Annotated in this window: 18 protein-coding genes; all 18 read right to left on the reverse strand. The window is 59.4% G+C overall.

What is annotated here, in order from left to right:
• Nucleotides 1–42 precede the first annotated feature (42 nt).
• The 18 genes from tssG to tagF all read right to left on the reverse strand — a co-directional run bounded on the left by tssG (nucleotide 43) and on the right by tagF (nucleotide 15731).
• Complete coding sequence (tssG, locus tag ACUXAC_RS04100) at nucleotides 43–1113, reverse strand: type VI secretion system baseplate subunit TssG (protein WP_048234377.1); 1071 nt, start codon at nucleotides 1111–1113, stop codon at nucleotides 43–45.
• A complete protein-coding gene (gene tssF / locus ACUXAC_RS04105; RefSeq protein ID WP_454266511.1) occupies nucleotides 1110–2996 on the reverse strand; it encodes a type VI secretion system baseplate subunit TssF in 1887 nt (628 codons plus the stop codon). The genes tssG and tssF overlap by 4 nt, the downstream gene beginning before the upstream one ends.
• 4 nt (nucleotides 2997–3000) lie before the next feature.
• Entirely contained in the window at nucleotides 3001–3576 is a 576-nt protein-coding gene (locus ACUXAC_RS04110; RefSeq protein ID WP_038876749.1) for a type VI secretion system baseplate subunit TssE, read from the reverse strand.
• A gap of 2 nt (nucleotides 3577–3578) precedes the next feature.
• Complete coding sequence (locus ACUXAC_RS04115; RefSeq protein WP_308343456.1) at nucleotides 3579–4400, reverse strand: type VI secretion system accessory protein TagJ; 822 nt, start codon at nucleotides 4398–4400, stop codon at nucleotides 3579–3581.
• Nucleotides 4401–4415: 15 nt separating this feature from the next.
• Nucleotides 4416–5402, reverse strand: a complete 987-nt coding sequence (locus tag ACUXAC_RS04120; protein WP_084827629.1) for a double-strand break repair protein MRE11 — start codon at nucleotides 5400–5402, stop codon at nucleotides 4416–4418.
• Nucleotides 5403–5430: 28 nt separating this feature from the next.
• Nucleotides 5431–6204: a PP2C family protein-serine/threonine phosphatase gene (locus ACUXAC_RS04125; RefSeq protein ID WP_015378289.1), complete on the reverse strand. Its 774-nt coding sequence runs from the start codon at nucleotides 6202–6204 to the stop codon at nucleotides 5431–5433.
• Nucleotides 6204–7940 (reverse strand): type VI secretion system-associated FHA domain protein TagH, encoded by a 1737-nt coding sequence (gene tagH, locus ACUXAC_RS04130; RefSeq protein WP_060420725.1) that lies wholly within the window; start codon nucleotides 7938–7940, stop codon nucleotides 6204–6206. Before tagH ends, ACUXAC_RS04125 begins: the two co-directional genes overlap by 1 nt.
• 243 nt (nucleotides 7941–8183) lie before the next feature.
• Complete coding sequence (locus ACUXAC_RS04135; RefSeq protein WP_454266705.1) at nucleotides 8184–8537, reverse strand: T6SS amidase immunity protein Tai4 family protein; 354 nt, start codon at nucleotides 8535–8537, stop codon at nucleotides 8184–8186.
• A gap of 12 nt (nucleotides 8538–8549) precedes the next feature.
• Nucleotides 8550–9008 (reverse strand): T6SS amidase immunity protein Tai4 family protein, encoded by a 459-nt coding sequence (locus tag ACUXAC_RS04140; RefSeq protein ID WP_060420901.1) that lies wholly within the window; start codon nucleotides 9006–9008, stop codon nucleotides 8550–8552.
• A gap of 159 nt (nucleotides 9009–9167) precedes the next feature.
• Nucleotides 9168–9527, reverse strand: a complete 360-nt coding sequence (locus tag ACUXAC_RS04145; protein WP_060420730.1) for a T6SS amidase immunity protein Tai4 family protein — start codon at nucleotides 9525–9527, stop codon at nucleotides 9168–9170.
• A complete protein-coding gene (locus ACUXAC_RS04150) occupies nucleotides 9524–10009 on the reverse strand; it encodes a type VI secretion system amidase effector protein Tae4 (protein WP_072265414.1) in 486 nt (161 codons plus the stop codon). Before ACUXAC_RS04150 ends, ACUXAC_RS04145 begins: the two co-directional genes overlap by 4 nt.
• 60 nt (nucleotides 10010–10069) lie before the next feature.
• Nucleotides 10070–10552, reverse strand: coding sequence for an Hcp family type VI secretion system effector (locus ACUXAC_RS04155; RefSeq protein ID WP_038876771.1), 483 nt, complete (start codon nucleotides 10550–10552; stop codon nucleotides 10070–10072).
• A 298-nt stretch (nucleotides 10553–10850) separates the two neighbouring features.
• Complete coding sequence (locus ACUXAC_RS04160) at nucleotides 10851–11342, reverse strand: T6SS effector amidase Tae4 family protein (RefSeq protein ID WP_033653618.1); 492 nt, start codon at nucleotides 11340–11342, stop codon at nucleotides 10851–10853.
• Complete coding sequence (locus ACUXAC_RS04165; protein WP_060420734.1) at nucleotides 11339–11722, reverse strand: Rap1a/Tai family immunity protein; 384 nt, start codon at nucleotides 11720–11722, stop codon at nucleotides 11339–11341. Before ACUXAC_RS04165 ends, ACUXAC_RS04160 begins: the two co-directional genes overlap by 4 nt.
• 67 nt (nucleotides 11723–11789) lie before the next feature.
• Entirely contained in the window at nucleotides 11790–13295 is a 1506-nt protein-coding gene (tssC, locus tag ACUXAC_RS04170) for a type VI secretion system contractile sheath large subunit (RefSeq protein ID WP_019452990.1), read from the reverse strand.
• Between the two features lie 3 nt (nucleotides 13296–13298).
• Nucleotides 13299–13835 (reverse strand): type VI secretion system contractile sheath small subunit, encoded by a 537-nt coding sequence (tssB, locus tag ACUXAC_RS04175; protein WP_454266512.1) that lies wholly within the window; start codon nucleotides 13833–13835, stop codon nucleotides 13299–13301.
• A 121-nt stretch (nucleotides 13836–13956) separates the two neighbouring features.
• Complete coding sequence (gene tssA, locus ACUXAC_RS04180) at nucleotides 13957–14988, reverse strand: type VI secretion system protein TssA (RefSeq protein ID WP_141959547.1); 1032 nt, start codon at nucleotides 14986–14988, stop codon at nucleotides 13957–13959.
• Between the two features lie 23 nt (nucleotides 14989–15011).
• Nucleotides 15012–15731 carry a type VI secretion system-associated protein TagF gene (gene tagF / locus ACUXAC_RS04185; protein WP_038876781.1) on the reverse strand — a complete coding sequence of 240 codons (720 nt, stop codon included), beginning with the start codon at nucleotides 15729–15731 and terminating at the stop codon, nucleotides 15012–15014.
• Nucleotides 15732–15747 lie beyond the last annotated feature (16 nt).

Consider the following 15747-nt stretch of genomic DNA (forward strand, 5'->3'; position numbering starts at 1 on the left):
CTCAGAGTGGCCTGGCGCCGCAGGGCGCCGGCCGAAATAGGGTCAGAACGGATTTTCCAGCGGTTCAGGGCTGAAGATCAGATCGTCGAGATCGCGTTGCCGCCGATCGTCGGCCAGCCAGCTGCTCAGGCCCAATCGTTGCGCGCCGCCGAGCTGGAGGCCGTGCGCCTGTTCCTTCGCCAGGATCAGGCGCACTTCCCAGACGAACTCGATGCCCAGGTATTGGCGCACCCAGTCGCGCAGCTGCCGGCACAGGTCGGCGCCGGGCAGGAAGCGGTCATAGTCCCGCTGCGGCATCGGCCCCAGCTCGATGCGGAATTTGTGCTGAATATCGCGCACCGCGATGCCGAGAAAGGCCGACTCGCCGAGCCGCGGCGCACCGCGCCCGGCCTTGAGCCGCGCCTGCTCGCGCGGTTCCACCCGCAGCCAGTGCGGTACGTTTTCGACGATGCGCACCGGCACCTTGAAATACTGCTGCAAAATCTTGCTCAGGCCTTCCGGATCGCGGCTGTGGCGAATCAGATGACCGGCCATAAAATGTTTGGCGTGGGCGTTGATGCTGTCGCGTTCCTGCTGCGCCGGCTGGCCGATGCCGATCAGACTCGACAGGTATTCGTCGAAGCGCCGGTTGTCCGGGCGATCCAGCGACACCGTCGGCTGCGCGTCGGCCCAGGCGCGGTAAAACAGCAGCGTCAGCCGGTGATGGAACAGATTGGTGAACGCCAGCAGGGTGGTGTCCTGATGGTGGTACACCCGTTCGCGCACGTATTCGGTCAGGTGCAGCGGCAGCGGCCCGTTGGGGCCGAACAGGCCGAAGCTGAAGATCGAGACGTCGTGCAGCGGGCTGTTGGCGCGCGGCGCCACCTGCGCCAGCGTGGAGGGCGCGAACGACAGCGACGGCTCCTGGCCCAGGCGCAGCATCTCGTGACGCGGCAGCGGCGCGCGCCCCAGCAGGTAGGGTTGGCCGCCCTGGGCGTCGATACGGCGCAGCAGCTGAAACAGATCGTGCTTGTAAGGCGCGCTGCGCAGCCGCGGCCAGAAGTCGTCCGGCAGGCGATACAGCGCGTTGATCTGCGGCGGCGCCAGTTCGGTGGCAATCATCTCCGCGCTCATATCAGCGTCCTTTTGCCCATGCGCGCCTGCCAGTGGGCGATTTCGCCGCGCTGCTGGCTGGAGAGCGTCATCTCGGTGAAGGTGTTCATCGCCACCAGGCGCGAGAACAGGCGCTCCAGCACGCTGCCGAGCAGGTAAGGGCTGTTGCCGGAGAACGCCTGCTCATCGACCGTCAGATCGATGGCGATGCCGCGTGCGAACACGATGGGGCCCGGCTCCGGCACTCGCCGATAGACCGGCCGCAGGTTGCAGTGGCGCACGCCCTGGATCTGTTTGGCGATCGCCGGTTCGCTCAGGTTGCCGTACAGCCCCATCAGCTGGCGCAGGCTGGCGGCGCCCTGTTCCGGATCGCCGTCCATCATGCTGAGGTAGTTCAGCTGCAGCTGGCTGATCAGCCGCCAGGTGATCATGCCTTCGGCCAGCACCGGGCGCGGCGGAGTGGGGCCTTTGCGCAGCGAGACCTGCTTGATCGGGATCGAGTCGGGCATCACGAAGTTGCCCTGATCCTGTTGCAGCAGCATCAACGGCAGGTCGCGGCTGGTGCACAGCACGTCGGCGGTGAGGTATTTCAGATCGCTGTGCCACGGCGATTGCCGCTCGTCCACCAGCGACACGAACACTTCCGAACCGGCATAGCCGGTGCGGGTGCCGTAGCGGCGGGCGTGCTCCGACAGCGTGCGCTGTTCGCGCCGCAGCGAGAAGTAGGCGCCATAGTTGCCGTCGTCCGCGCTCAGGGTGCTGTAAAACGGCCGAAACTCTTGCTCGTAGCGTTTTTCGCTGGCGCTGCCGCCGAGCCGCTGCACTGAGAACACTTCGTAATCCAACGGCCGGATATTGTCGACCACCAGATGGTATTCGTGGTTTTTTTCGTTGATCGCGATGCGTTCGGCGACCTTCGGAAACAGGTTGATCACCGGCGTGCAGTGCAGGGCCAAATGGGCGGCATCGACCACCCGTTCCAGCGCGGCGTCGTGCCGATCCAGCAGCACCACGATTTCGAACTGGCGCAGCGCCTTTTTCCCTTCGCGCACGCTCTGCAGCAGCGGACGCAGGCCGTTGACGCTGAAGAACTGGAAGCGCGCCGGGAAGGCGAAATATTCCTGCAGCAGCCGGTAGCCTTCGAAGTTGCGCAGGTCGTTGGGCAGCAGCGCCTGTTCGGCGGCGAAGCCCTCCTGCCGCAACCCGTCCAGCGCCAGCGTGCGCCGCTGTGGCTGCGCCTCCACCGTTTGACAGACAAGCCCGACGCTGTGCTGCATCAGCAGTTCCAGCAGCTGCTGCGCCTGCATGTCCGGCCCGGCCAGGTAAAACATCAGCTGGTCCAGCTGCAGGTTGTTGAGCGTCACGCTTTCGTAGCACTCGAGACGAATGCGCAGCGCGCTGACGCAGCCGCTGTGCTGCAGCCCCAGCGAGGCCAGCGGGATATCGGCCGGAATGCCGCCCAGCTCGACGCCGGCGATGCGCACCGGCTGCAGCGTGACGTCATGGGCGGTGGTATAGCTGCAGGTGATGCCGCTTTTCTTCAGCGTCTGGCTATCCATCATGGTGCCGCGCGGCACCACGAAGCCGTTGCTGATGTCGCCTTTGCTGCTGTCCGGCTGCAGCTCGGCGATCGCCATCGACGGCGTCGGCGACAGGTAATTGGGGTAGATGATCTCCAGCAAGCGCTGAGAAAAGCGCGGGAACTCGGCGTCCATTTTCAGCTGCACGCGCGAGGTGAGGAAGGCGAAGCCCTCCATCAGGCGCTCGATATAGGGATCCGCCACGTCGATGCCGCGCATGCCGAGACGGCCCGCGACCTTCGGGTACTGTTCGGCGAACTCGGCGCCCATCTCACGCAGATAGGCCAGCTCGCGGTTGTAATAGTCTAAAAGTTTACTGTCCATCGCCTTACCCTATGTCTTTCAGATCGAAGTGGCCGTTTTCCAGATCCACGTCGGTACGGAACAGAAACTCCAGCGGATAGGGCACGCACCACAGGCGGCCCTTGATTTCGATCGACAGCACGTTGTGCAGCTCCAGCGAGCCGGTGTCCGAGATGCAGCGCACCTGCAGCCCCTCGGGCAAAATGCGCGGTTCGAAATGGAGAATGGACTCGGTCAGCGCGCGCTGAATGTCGAGCCATTCGATATCCGACATGCGCTTGCCCGCCAGCGAGGCGATGCCGTAATTCAGGGTGGAGCGCCGCACCTGCGGAAAGTCGCCCAGATCCAGATTGGACTCGCTGTTGACGCAGTTGAACAGCCACTGCAGATCGCGCAGCACCCGGCGGCGCAGCTCGCTGTGCGACACCAGGTTGCGCACCTGTGCTTCCTGCTTTTTCTGCGGTTCGTCGTCGGTCAGCATGTCGAGCAGCACCGGCTGCATTTTGTCGCGCGACGTCAGGCGCTCGCTGTCCTGACGATAGCGATAGCCCTGGCGGCGCAGATCGCCGCCGTCGTAGTGGGGTGGGCGCTTATCGTTCATGTTCAAGCGCTCGCGTCGAAGCTCAACTGCCGCAGGCTGTGCAGCGGGAATTCGTCGCTTTCGCTGAGCCAGGTCTTCAGGCCCTGCCCCGCATAGTGGGTGCCGTCGCCCAGCGGTTGCCATTCGGTGCGTTTGCCGAGCAGCAGCGCGTCGTCGCTGCCTTCGGCCAGCGGATAACGGGCGGGCAGTTGGCACACCTGTTCGCGGCCGTCGGTGAGGCGCACCAGCGCATGGCTCCACACCAAATCGATGGCGCTCTGCGGCGCCTGGAACTGGATCGCGGCGATGTCGGCAAACGGCAGCCAGTAGTAAACGCCGTTCAGCGCCAGCTCGCACACCGGCCCGAGGCGGCCGTCACCGTCGGTCAGCCAGTCGAAACTCAGCTGCCGTTCTTGGTCGCCTTCGGCCAGCGTTAACCGCCCGGCGCCGGCCGGGGCGGCCTCCAGCGCTTCGTCACGCAGCGCCTGGGCCTGTTCGGCTGCGCCTTGCGCATCCTGATGCAGCGCCTGCACCATCAGTTTCAGCCAGGGCTGATCCTGCCGCAGCAGCGCCGGCGCGGCCGTGCCGGCGAACACCGCCTGGCGTTGCAGCTCGGCGTTGACCGACTGCATCAGCAGCAGCGTGGTCGGTTGGGCGATCGGTTTCAGCGCCTGCCAGGATTTCAGCTGCGCGTTGGCGCGCGTCCAGTTGCCACTCAGGCACAGCAGTTGCACCAGCGCGGCGCGCAGGTCGGCATCCGCCGGTTTTCCCTTGATCTCGTTTTCGACGGCGGTGATGGCCGCGCCGATCGACTGGCCTTGCAGCATGCTTGCTAATGATTTCACAGGCTTTCCTTATAATCAGTGAGTGGCGCCGTTAACCGACAGGTAGCTGCCGCTGGCGGGATCGACCCGGTCTGCGGCCAGCTTTTCCACCAGCTTGAAGGTCAGCGGAGCGGGGGCGCTCAGCAGCGGTTGCCAGGCGGTTTGCGCCTGCTGCAGGCGCTGTTTGACCTTGTTCTCGTCGGCGGCATCGACGCGCGGCATTTCAACGATCGCTTCGCCGTTGAACGCCCAGGCGTGCAGCTTCGGTTCGAAGCTCAGCAGCAGGAAGCTGCCCGGCGCCTGCGGGTTACCGCCCAGAACCAGCCGTTGGGCGTTGGCGCTGACGACGGTCAGCGGGCGATCGCCGCCGTTAATCTGCGCCAGCGGATAGCCCTGAAGGAACCACAACGTCGGCGAGAGGGTTTGGCCGCCCTGTTGCAGCGTGACCGCGCCGCTGCCCTGCAGCCAGCCGTCCTCGCCGCAGCGCAGCGCGTCGCCGGCGGGAATGAACAGCGCGCCGCCGTTGGCGTCGTCATGCCAGAAGGTGCGGAAGTGGCAGCCCTGCGGCAGGTTGAAACGCTGAGGCGGCGCAGTGTCCGCCTGCGGAGAGGTCACGGCTACCGCCGCAGGGATCGCCGGCTGCGGCGGGGTTTCCGGCTGCTCGACGGCCTCCTGTTTGACCACCGGTTTCCAGCCGCGCGCTTTGGCGGCTTCGCCGCTGGCCAGCTTTTCACCGCGCTTGTCGGTCAGCGTCCAGGGCAGGTGGCCGGCTTTCGGGCACTGTTTTTCCAACAGATTGCCGACGCGCGGCAGAAAGTCGTTCAGCACCGCCGGATCTTGGCTTTGCGCCGAGACGATGCGCAGCGGGATGCTCTTGCCGCACCAGCTTTCGGGATTGCTGTTTTTGACGTCATCGATAAACACTTCCAGCTTCTGGCTGGGGGAGTAAACCAGGCGATAGTTCATCGCCTGCGCGGTCGGTACCGCCATCAGGGCGACGAGCCCCGGCATCCAATATTTCATAGTGAACCTTGCTGTGAATGTGCGCTGCTCAGTCGCGGCTCAGAAACCGTTCCGCATCCGCCAGCGAATGCAGCAGGGTGGTTTCCTGCGGTGAGCCAATCCAGACGGCGATAGCGCTGTAGTTATCGCTGTTATTGTTTTTCTTCCATGCCTGCTGCATCAGCGCGATCCACTCGCTGGGGGAGTTGACCATGTGCAGCGACTGTTCCAGTTCGGCCTGGCTGAAGCTGTGCCAGAAGCCGTCGGTGCACAGCAGGAAAACGTCGCCGTCTTCCAGCTGCAGCACGTCGCTGTAGGTGGCGTCGCGCTCTTCGTTCAGCCCCAGCGCGAAATACAGCAGGTTGCTGTTGATGCCGTTGGTCTGATAGCCGGCGTCCTGCATTTGCTGGATCAGGCTGTGGTCGGTGGTGACGGCATGCAGGTAGCCGCGGCGGAACAGGTACAGGCGGCTGTCGCCGGCGTGCGCCCAGTAGGCCAGCTGGTAATCGCGATCGATAAACAGGCTGACCAGCGTGGTGCCCATCTTGCTGTATTCGTCCGACTGTCGCTGTTGCTGGTGGATGGCGGCGTTGGCGCGCGTAATGTGCTGGCGAATGCTTTGGGCGTTCAGGTGCTTTTCGCCGTCGAAGTTTTGCAAAATAGTGTCGCGCGCCAGTTTGGCGGCGATATCGCCGCCCGGAAAGCCGGCGATGCCGTCGCACACCACGAAGCAGGCGGCGCGGTTGCCGAGCACCTCGCCGGTCTGATCCTGGTTGGAGGCGCGGCCGCCCTGGTTGGAGGTAGAGGCTATGGTGATATTCATTACGCGTCCGGTTTGGTCTGTGAGTCTTTGTATTGATTCACTTCAACGTCATAGGCGTGCAGGAAGGCTTCGCCGAACAGGGTGTGGAAATCGTCCTCGATTTCGCCGGAGGTTTGCTGATAGTTCTTCACGAAGTAGTCCCACAGCGCAGCTTTGCGGTTGGCGGGCAGCGACAGACGCGGCGCCACGCCTTCCTTGCGCGCTTCCTCTTCGAGGCGCTCCGGGTTGAACGACTGCAGCATGGCGGCGATGATGGCGCGGATGCCGGCGATCATCCCCAGCTGGTGCGCCTGCAGGTCGATCAGCGCGTCGCGCACCGCCTGCTCCGGCGGCATAAAGCCCGGCATCTGGCTGCCGAACATCTGCATCAGCACCGTTTTGCCCGAAGGCAGCAGCTTGAACGGGTTGTTGGCCTCGTCGAGGATCATGGTCATCTCGGCCTTCACGCCGCGCTTGAGGATCGAGCGGGATGAAAGCAGGGCGACGGTGCCCTGCGAGAACAGGCTCAGCAGGCGGCCGGCCTGGCGGATCTGCCGTTCGTCGAAGTGCGGCTGCGGCTGCAGATCGTCGAGGCCGATGCCTTGCAACAGCGCCGTCAGCAGCGGCCCCTCTAAGGTGTCGCCATTCGGCGCGGCGGCGTGCTGCCGTTGAGCGGACTGGTAGGCGACCGGATCGATGCCCAGGCGGTTGCCCTGGCGCGGGCGCGGCGGTTGCGCAGGCGGTTCCTGCTGGTTGAACTGCGGCACGGGTTGGGGCTGTGGCTCAGGCGTCTGCACGGGTGGCGGCGTCGGCTCTGGGCGTGGCGCTTGCGGTTGTGCGGCGATCGGAGGCGGAGACGGCGGCGCGGGCGGCTGTACCGGCTCGTCCGGCTGAGCCAGAGGCACGGCGCCGCCCATCAGCAGCCCCAGCGGATCGTTGCTGTTTAGCGTCTCGGGCGACGCGGGCGCAGATGAACCGCCGAACAGCGCCAGCGGATCCAGCTCTTGCTCCGGTTGCTGCGCATTCTGAGCCGGGGTTGCCGGCCGCGCTGGCGCAGCCTGCTCCGCCAGCAGCGCGCTGGGGGTGGTATCGGCCAGGATGTGTTCGCGCTCAAAGGTGGTGTCGGTGTTGAACAGCGCCGCCGGATCGGTTTGCTGCTGCTGCAGCTGGCGCAGATCGACATCGCCCGCCAGCTGTGCCAGCGGATCGGCCGGGTTCAGCTCGCGAGCGGGGGTATCCAGCAGCGGGTGGTTGCCAGGATTGGCGACCGGCGGCGGCGTGACGGCGGCCGGCGCATTCGGGGTAAATTCTTCCACCAGGCTGTCCCAGATTTCGTTGGGGATGGGCGCGGCGGATTTTTCTTTGGCGGCGGCTGTTGGGGCCGCAGCAGCGGCAACGGCGGCGGCCTTGGCCACCGGTTGAGCCTGTGGCGCGGCGTGCTGGTGCAGCGCGCTGACTTCAATCTGGTAATCGTCGATGCCGAGCACGTCGCCGTCCTGCAGTTCAACCTGGCGGCCACGTTCCAGCGGAATGTCGTTCAGCAGCACGCGGGTAACGTTGCCGCGGTTGGTGATGCGGCATTCGCCGTCAGCGGAAATATGCACGATCGCCTGCAGGCGGGAAATGGCGCGCTCTTCGTCCGGCAGCACCAGGTTGTTGTCCACGCTGCGGCCGATGGTGCCGCCCGGCGGCAGAAAATCGCAACTGCTCTGCGGCGGAACCTGGCCGCTTTTATTTTTTACAATGGAAAATCGCATAAGGCATTCCTGCTGATTAGGAGGTAGTGCAATAATTAATGATTCGATCTTTGGCTTGCCAAAATTGGCGGATATTTTGGCAAGCCGTTAAGTTGTTTCTTAACTCGTTCACTAAGGCTTGTTGTAGTCTTAATTTTACGAAATGCTTTTGTTATTAATTGAAAGAATTATGGAATAAGAAGGTGAAATGAAATTCCGTTGAACATCTCAAGGGTAACGGCTCTCTCATAACTAATTCTGATATCAGTTGTTGTCTTTCCCTTGGTACTTCTTGATGATGGCTTGCAACGCTTGGCTATGTACAAGATCGATGCACTTTGCCATCGTCATCGGCTCCCCAGACATGCTGTCATAGTGCTTTGCCAGAAATTCTTTTGCCAGCGCCCTGACAGCGGTATGCGCTTCCAGAGAATAATCGCCGAACTCCATGTAACCCCTGGCGGCAGCGGCGGCATCGTTTTTGACTTCTTTTGCTGAGTACCCCTCGGCGATACAAACGCTAAGCGCGTAGTTTTTGAGGTATTCGGCAGGGGAGTAGTCAATTTTTGTTGCTGCATTAGCGTTCAACGTTACGGCTATGGCCACAGCCAGTAAGATTCTTTTCACTGGTTATTTCCGAGACGGTTTTTCATTCACTCTAACCGGATTGTCTTTCACCCAATTATCATTAGGGCTCTGTACATAGTCTTTCGCGAGTTTGTCAAGATCTTCACTATGGTACATATCCATGCACTTCATTAAGTCTAAGCGGCTTTTTCCGTCCTTAGCATTGTAATTCTTTTGCAAGTACTGCTTTGTCAGTGCAATTATAGGGGATTCTTCATCACGAATTGCATAGTATGACCAAGCATCGATTCCATTCGATGAGGCAATTGCATCTTTGCTGGCTTCTGGTGATGTCTTATAAGCGACGGAAATGCAGTAGGTTAGAGCAATATCCTTGTAGTTTTGCAAATAGCTTCTGTATGCCGCTTGCGGCGGCCACTTTTCAATCGACTCTTCTTGATTTTTCTGCGCTATAGCGCAAGTGGCATATAGACAAAAAAAGGAGATAAGGATTCTTTTCATCTCAACACTCCAAAATCCGTATGGTTTGTGCAGAGTAATAGATAACCAGCGCATGAGTATCTCAATGCTTGATGGCTAATACCCAGTGAAAATAATTAATAAAACTCTAATTTGCTTAAGTTGATGATTTTATAAAATTGCAACCTACAATATTAATTATTAATTAGAGTAACGTTTGAAGATGGCTTTAGCCTCACTGGAACTCTGAAGCGAAAGGCAATCTAAAGTATGATAACTTCCTTTAACTGAGCCTTGACTATTTTTATTTGCGTACTGTTCAGCCAGTTTTTCGCCTTGTTCGAATGCATCCATGGGGAGTTTACTGAATTCTAAATAGGCGGAAGCGGAACGGAAAGCATCTTGCTTGGTTTTTTCTGAGTCAGTAGACTTCCCAATACAGCGGCTAACCAGCCAATTTTCATAAATTTCGCTTTGAGGTAAGTTTTCTATTTTTATATCTTCCGCAAGCAGCATAGGGGAAACGAGAAGAAGAGCAAGGGCTATGTGGGTAGTCTTCATTTTAATATCCAAAGTGATGCGACTTCAGGAACAAAAGATCCATTCTCAGGATCCCCCATGAAATGACAAGAGTCAGAGCAAATGTCACCGTTCCATAATGTGACATGTCCTCTGGCATTTCGCCAGCCATTTCCTTGTATAACCATTATCCCTTTTTTACCTGAAAATTTAACTGGTGTAGGGGATTTCACCGTGATATCAGGCTTGCCGAAGTTCTTTTCTAAAAAGAGAATCATATCGTTAACACGATAAAGATACCATTTTTTATCTTTACCAGACACAGTCGCATAACCGGAGTTAGAGGGAATTGGTATGCCTGTATAGTTGAGTACATAACTCATTCGAATAGGACAAGCATTTTCAAAAATACCGTTCTCAATATTGCTTTCTACTTTTCCACCAATCAATGCACCCACTTTTTTTACATTGATATTGACTTCAGAAAAACGAATCCATGCGGGCCCAAATAGAGGTTTTTTCATCCTGACTCTCCATTGTATCCATGTTATGAACCCCCGGCCGTAACCGGGGGGGCATGCAGATTAAGCTTCGCGGTTTTCCTTGATGTTCCAACCTGCGCTGCTTTCGGCGCCTTTGCCGCCTTTGTCGCTCTGCTCCCAGTATTGCTGTTTCACTTTCGCCGCCTGGAAGGAGTAGGTGACGCCCACGGTATCTTCGCCGCCTGCACCGGTGTACTGTACGGCGGTGACCAGCACGTCTTCCAGGGTGATTTTTGCGTATTCAACCTGGCTACCACCCGCCTTACAAACCGACAGCTCAATCTTGGTCAGGTGTTTGCCGCTTGAGCAGTGTTTCAGCAAGGCCGGGGTTGACTTGTCGATCAGCGCGTTGACGTGCAGATCGTTGAAGCATACTTTGCCGGCGCCACCGCCGCCGCCAACGCCCATATTGCCCGGTTGAGAAGCGCCCCAGGAGAAAGAAGTAATGTCGGTCCAGCCTTTGTGATTCGAATCTTTGGATTCGCCGCTGGCACCTTCAACTTTCAGGAACATATCAATAGCCATAGTTTCTTCACTCTTTATTAAGGGTTAACAGTAGTATTAACGTTACGTTGAAAAACTCAGGTAATAGCAGCAGGAATTGCAAGTGTGGTAATGCATTACCAATTTATATCCTTGTGCCATGCACCTTCTTAAATACCGAAAACTATCGGTACGGGTTACCGAGCCACTATTAAGTGCTAATGGCTCAATGCTTAATTATTTCGCACTGTCTTGGTCCATGTACGTTCTGGATTGCCAGCTATGAGCAAGCATACAGTTAAACCAAACCTCAAGCTTTTACTGGTCAGCCGATGGAACACTAGCTTAATTCCCAAAACCAGACTTCTTTGCAGTTAAAATAGCAATGGGAATGGCAGGTCAATAGCGAGTTTTCTGGTTCGATAAGATCAATGTGTCCGCCATCATAGTTGGTGATCTTATTAAAGAACACGACGCCTTTTTTATTGCCGATACCCTTCTCTGCATCTGGAGCATTAAAGAAAATGTTGGCTTTGCCAAAACTACTGGAGCGATGCAACTGATCGGCCAGCAGTTTGGCTCCAGGTTCAATCGTTTTACCCTTATAGGCGCCTTTTTTGATTGGCAGGCGGCCTTTGAAGCTGATGCCGGCTTTCAACAGCGCCAGGCTCATGCGGACGGCACAGGTATTGGCATAACCAGGGTTTTGCTTTAGAAGCGTATCAAGCTCATAACCAATCTCGGCGTAAACGGCTTCTGCTGCCAAATATCCCGGGCTAGAGTAATCAGAGGAGTAATGGCTGCTTTTTAGCTGACGATATAAAGGTTTCATGCTTTACCTCCTTTGCAGGGGAAGCGAGTCGCCAGAGCCTCTTCAATCAGGGGGGCAGCCCTTTCGTGTAGGCGCGCAGCGGGAAGTTTATTAAAGAATTCGAACACAAACTCCTGCAGAGTGACAGTTTGTAGCTGGCTGTATTGGCACCAGCTTTTTCCTTCCGTCGCGTCCAGCACGCCCAGCAAATAAATCCGCGCTTTCTCTTTTTCCTGTTTATCTGCACTGCGATAGAAACGGAAAAAGTCGCTGCCTGGCAGATTGACATCATCGGACGTCAAATGCGCTATTGATGCCTGCTCTGCGAAAGCTGGCGGCGCGGCGGAGAGCGAGCAGACGACAGCCAACAGCGATGCCAGATAAAACCGTTTTGTCTTCATCTTTCTTTCCCTGTGATGAGGTTGATGTATCAGCCAGGCCGCACTCTCGCGGCCTGACTTCAGTCCATCAGGACGCGTCGTTTTGCTTCAGCGAAGGCAGCTTCGACACCAGGCGCAGGGAGACGGTCAGGCCTTCCAGCTGGTAGTGCGGGCGCAGGAAGAACTTGGCGCTGTAATAGCCCGGGTTGTCTTCGATCTCTTCCACCTGCACTTCCGCCGCGGCCAGCGGTTTGCGCGACTTGGTTTCCTGCGAGGAGTTGGCCGGATCGCCGTCCACGTAGTTCATGATCCAGTCGTTCAGCCAGCGTTCCATGTCGTCGCGCTCGCGGAAGGAGCCAATTTTGTCGCGCACGATGCACTTCAGGTAGTGCGCGAAGCGGCAGCAGGCGAACAGGTACGGCAGGCGCGCGGAAAGCTGGGCGTTGGCGGAGGCGTCGGCATCGTAGTATTCCGCCGGCTTCTGCAGCGACTGCGCGCCGATAAAGGCGGCGAAGTCGGAGTTTTTGCGGTGCACCAGCGGCATAAAGCCGTTTTTGGCCAGCTCGGCTTCGCGGCGATCGCTGATGGCGATCTCGGTCGGGCACTTCATGTCCACGCCGCCGTCGTCGCTCGGGAAGGTGTGGCACGGCAGGTTTTCCACCGCGCCGCCGGATTCCACCCCGCGAATGGCGGTGCACCAGCCGAACTCTTTGAACGAACGGTTGATGTTGGCGGCCATGGCGTAGGCGGCGTTGGTCCAGGTGTAATTGCCGTGGGTCGCGCCGTCGGTTTCTTCTTCAAAGTCAAACTCGTCCACCGGGTTGGTGCGGATGCCGTAGGGCAGGCGCGCCAGGAAACGCGGCATCACCAGGCCCAGGTAGCGCGCGTCTTCCGACTCGCGCAGGCTGCGCCAGGCGGCGTACTCGGTGTTCTGGAAAATCTTGGTCAGATCGCGCGGGTTGGACAGCTCCTGCCAGGACTCCATCTGCATCACGCTCGGCGCGGTGCCGGCGATGAACGGGCAATGCGAGGCGGCGCCGATCTTGGCCATTTCGCCCAGCAGCTCCACGTCCTGCGGGCTGTGATCGAAGTAGTAGTCGCCCACCAGGCAGCCGAACGGCTCGCCGCCGAACTGGCCATACTCTTCTTCGTAGACTTTCTTGAAGATCGGGCTCTGGTCCCAGCCCACGCCTTTATAGCGCTTCAGCGTGCGGCCCAGCTCCTGTTTGGAAATGCTCATAAAGCGGATCTTCAGCATCTCGTCGGTTTCGGAGTTGTTGACCAGATAATGCAGGCCGTGCCAGGCGCCTTCCAGCTTCTGGAAGTCGTCGTGGTGAATGATCTGGTTGATCTGCTGCGACAGCTTTTCGTCGATTTCCGCGATCAGCGCCTGGATGGTGCGGTAGGCGTCGGAAGAAACGGTGACGGTGTTTTCCAGCGCCTGTTGCGCCAGGGTTTTCACCGCGTTCTCGACCGCTTCTTTGGCCTGATCGGTCTTCGGCCGGAACTCTTTGTTCAGCAGCGCGCTGAATTCATCGCTGGAAAAAGTCTCGGTGGTCTGCAACGCATTTTGTTGCTGAGGCGAGTTGCTCATCGATTAATCCTCACGCTCGTTGTTGTCGTCGTTAACCGCCGGCTTCGGCGCGTCGGTCAGGGATTGCAGCAGCGCCGGGTTTTGCAGGATCTTGGAGATCAGCTCTTCGGCGCCGTTCTTACCGTCCATATAAGACAGCAGGTTGGAAAGCTGGGTGCGGGCGTCCAGCAGATTGCCCAGCGAGTCGACCTTGCGGGCGATAGCGGCAGGGGAGAAGTCTTCCATGCTTTCGAAGGTCAGATCGATGTTCAGCTTGCCTTCGCCGGTCAGGGTGTTATCGACCTGATAAGCGACGCGCGGCTTCAGCGATTTCATGCGCTCGTCGAAGTTGTCGACGTCGATCTCCATTAACTTGCGTTCTTCCACGCTGGCTTGCGGATCGACCGCTTTCCCCACCAGATCCGCCATCACGCCCATCACGAACGGCAGCTGGATTTTGCGCTCTGCGCCATAAATTTCGACATCGTATTCAATCTGTACGCGCGGCGCGCGGTTGCGGGCGATGAATTTCTGCCCGCTGCGGGATTTCGAGTTTGACATGATTTACTCCATCTAATGGCGATTGGGAACGCGCCTCGTCCGGCTGGGAGAGTCAGGTTCTGATTCGGGTCTGCGCCGGGGCAGACGGTATCGGATGCGTCAAGAGAACAAAGGTCGGCGGCTAGCTGTTCTCCTCGTGGTCGGGGCGACCGAGAATGGTCTCCAGTTGGTTAAGCCCATCGGGCGCCAAATCGCGGACGATTTGCATAAAGTCCAACGTAATCAGCCGCTGGACCCGATCGATCATCAGCGGCGCCGGGTGGCTCGGCTCATGAAGACGAAAATAGTTTTTCACCTTGTCCAGCATCAGCTGGGCGTCGTCGCGCGACTGGATCTGCGCGCTGCGCCAGTTCAGCGGTGCCGTGGCGTTTTGCATCGCAGCCGGTTGTTGCTGGGCGGCGGTTTCCGGCGGGACGTCGGGTTCGGCGGCGGCCGGGGCATCGCTCTGGCCGGCGAGCGCCACCAGAGAAAATACCTTGGTCAGCGCGCCCATTTCCGGCAGGGCGCTTTCCCCCAGATGGCGGGTCACTTCACTGCGAATGGCGCCCAGGGTGTGGGCGATGTGCGTCACCAGTGCGCCTTCGGGGCGGCCCTGCTGCGCCAGCTCATCCTGCAACCGTGCGCGGCCGCCGGGAAAGTTGGGGCACTCTTGCTTGCTGCCGTCGAGCAGGGCGCCGGCATCGCGCAGCGAGATTTCACCGGCGGCGCTTTTCAGCAGCGGCGCGGTGCGCACGCTGGCGGCCAGCGCGGCTTTGTCGCCGAGGTCGGCCAGCGCATTGATGCGAAACAGCGGGTCGGCTTCGCCGTCGAACTCCAATGCCGGTTGCAGAGCATCCCAGTAACGGAGTATCGACTGGTGGATCAGCGTCAGCCCGTCGGCGTAGCCCGGCAACCCGCGCAGCTGGGTCCAGGCGCGGGTGAGATACAGCATGACGCGCAGGTCTTTGGTGCGCGCCAGCAGCGAGGTCGCGAGGCGTTCGACCTGCACCCAATCCGGCGCTTCTTCCGGAATGATGGTGCTGCCGAACTGCTGTTCGGCCTTGCCGGTGGCGGCGCGCGCCATTGCCAGAAAGTCGGCGTCGTATTCCAGGTTGTCGCCGCAGGGATTGTCCGCGTCAACCGGGGCCAGCAGGGTATCGGTGTCGATAGCCATAGAATTTCCTTCAACGAACGATGTTAATCAAACATTTGCGGGTACTGGCCGCCGCGGCCGGGGCGTGCCCAGCCGTTGGGCTCGAACAGCAGTGAAAACAGCTGCACGGTGAGGTTGCCGCTGTGCACGTGGGTGTAGAGCGGGTGTCCGTCGGCCTGATTGGTCCACCAGAAGCTGGTGTACTGCGCTGGATCGAAACAGTCGGCGGCCTGTTGCCAGCCGAGACCCGGCACGTCCGGATGCTGAAAACCGATAATCGACAATATCTCGGAATCCGCTTCCGCCGGCGGGCTGGGCAGCGCCGGGATTGCCTGCAGCGTGCGGTCGATCTGTTCGGCGGAGAAGCCGTTGCGCACGCCGTTCAGCAGGGTATGGCCGAGCTGCTGGTACCAGCTCGCCGCCATGTTCAGCTGTTGCGGGCGCCATTCTTGCAGGCTGAACAGGCGCAGCGCGCAGATCGGGTAGCGCCGCCCGACGCGATCGCGCGCCGGCAACAGGCAGCCCATCTGCACGTACGGGCTGCCGAGCGTGGCGGGGATCACGAAGTTCCACACCGGTGCGTTGCTGAACGGGTGGCCGTTTGGCCCCTGCGCATCGCGCTGCAAATTCACCAGCCCGTTATGGAACCAGTGGGCCCAGTTGTTGACCACCGGATCGGGCAGGCGGCGCTGCAGAAAATCGCCGGCGGAAGGAAGTTTGCCGTACCAGCCGAGGCTCGTCGGGGCGCTTGAATCAGTGCTCATGATCATGTCCTTTCGG

The organism is Serratia sp. 121840015-1 (assembly GCF_053627655.1).

What these genes read in the sequence shown, in the direction of transcription:
- tssA (WP_141959547.1), bottom strand. Translation starts at nt 14,988, where the DNA reads ATGGCTATCGACACCGATACCCTGCTGGCCCCGGTTGACGCGGACAAT.
- ACUXAC_RS04140 (WP_060420901.1), bottom strand. Translation starts at nt 9,008, where the DNA reads ATGAAAAGAATCCTTATCTCCTTTTTTTGTCTATATGCCACTTGCGCT.
- ACUXAC_RS04125 (WP_015378289.1), bottom strand. Translation starts at nt 6,204, where the DNA reads ATGAATATCACCATAGCCTCTACCTCCAACCAGGGCGGCCGCGCCTCC.
- ACUXAC_RS04155 (WP_038876771.1), bottom strand. Translation starts at nt 10,552, where the DNA reads ATGGCTATTGATATGTTCCTGAAAGTTGAAGGTGCCAGCGGCGAATCC.
- ACUXAC_RS04165 (WP_060420734.1), bottom strand. Translation starts at nt 11,722, where the DNA reads ATGAAGACAAAACGGTTTTATCTGGCATCGCTGTTGGCTGTCGTCTGC.
- tssB (WP_454266512.1), bottom strand. Translation starts at nt 13,835, where the DNA reads ATGTCAAACTCGAAATCCCGCAGCGGGCAGAAATTCATCGCCCGCAAC.
- ACUXAC_RS04120 (WP_084827629.1), bottom strand. Translation starts at nt 5,402, where the DNA reads ATGAAATATTGGATGCCGGGGCTCGTCGCCCTGATGGCGGTACCGACC.
- tagF (WP_038876781.1), bottom strand. Translation starts at nt 15,731, where the DNA reads ATGAGCACTGATTCAAGCGCCCCGACGAGCCTCGGCTGGTACGGCAAA.
- tssC (WP_019452990.1), bottom strand. Translation starts at nt 13,295, where the DNA reads ATGAGCAACTCGCCTCAGCAACAAAATGCGTTGCAGACCACCGAGACT.
- ACUXAC_RS04145 (WP_060420730.1), bottom strand. Translation starts at nt 9,527, where the DNA reads ATGAAGACTACCCACATAGCCCTTGCTCTTCTTCTCGTTTCCCCTATG.
- ACUXAC_RS04110 (WP_038876749.1), bottom strand. Translation starts at nt 3,576, where the DNA reads ATGAACGATAAGCGCCCACCCCACTACGACGGCGGCGATCTGCGCCGC.
- ACUXAC_RS04150 (WP_072265414.1), bottom strand. Translation starts at nt 10,009, where the DNA reads ATGAAAAAACCTCTATTTGGGCCCGCATGGATTCGTTTTTCTGAAGTC.
- ACUXAC_RS04160 (WP_033653618.1), bottom strand. Translation starts at nt 11,342, where the DNA reads ATGAAACCTTTATATCGTCAGCTAAAAAGCAGCCATTACTCCTCTGAT.
- tssG (WP_048234377.1), bottom strand. Translation starts at nt 1,113, where the DNA reads ATGAGCGCGGAGATGATTGCCACCGAACTGGCGCCGCCGCAGATCAAC.
- tagH (WP_060420725.1), bottom strand. Translation starts at nt 7,940, where the DNA reads ATGCGATTTTCCATTGTAAAAAATAAAAGCGGCCAGGTTCCGCCGCAG.
- tssF (WP_454266511.1), bottom strand. Translation starts at nt 2,996, where the DNA reads ATGGACAGTAAACTTTTAGACTATTACAACCGCGAGCTGGCCTATCTG.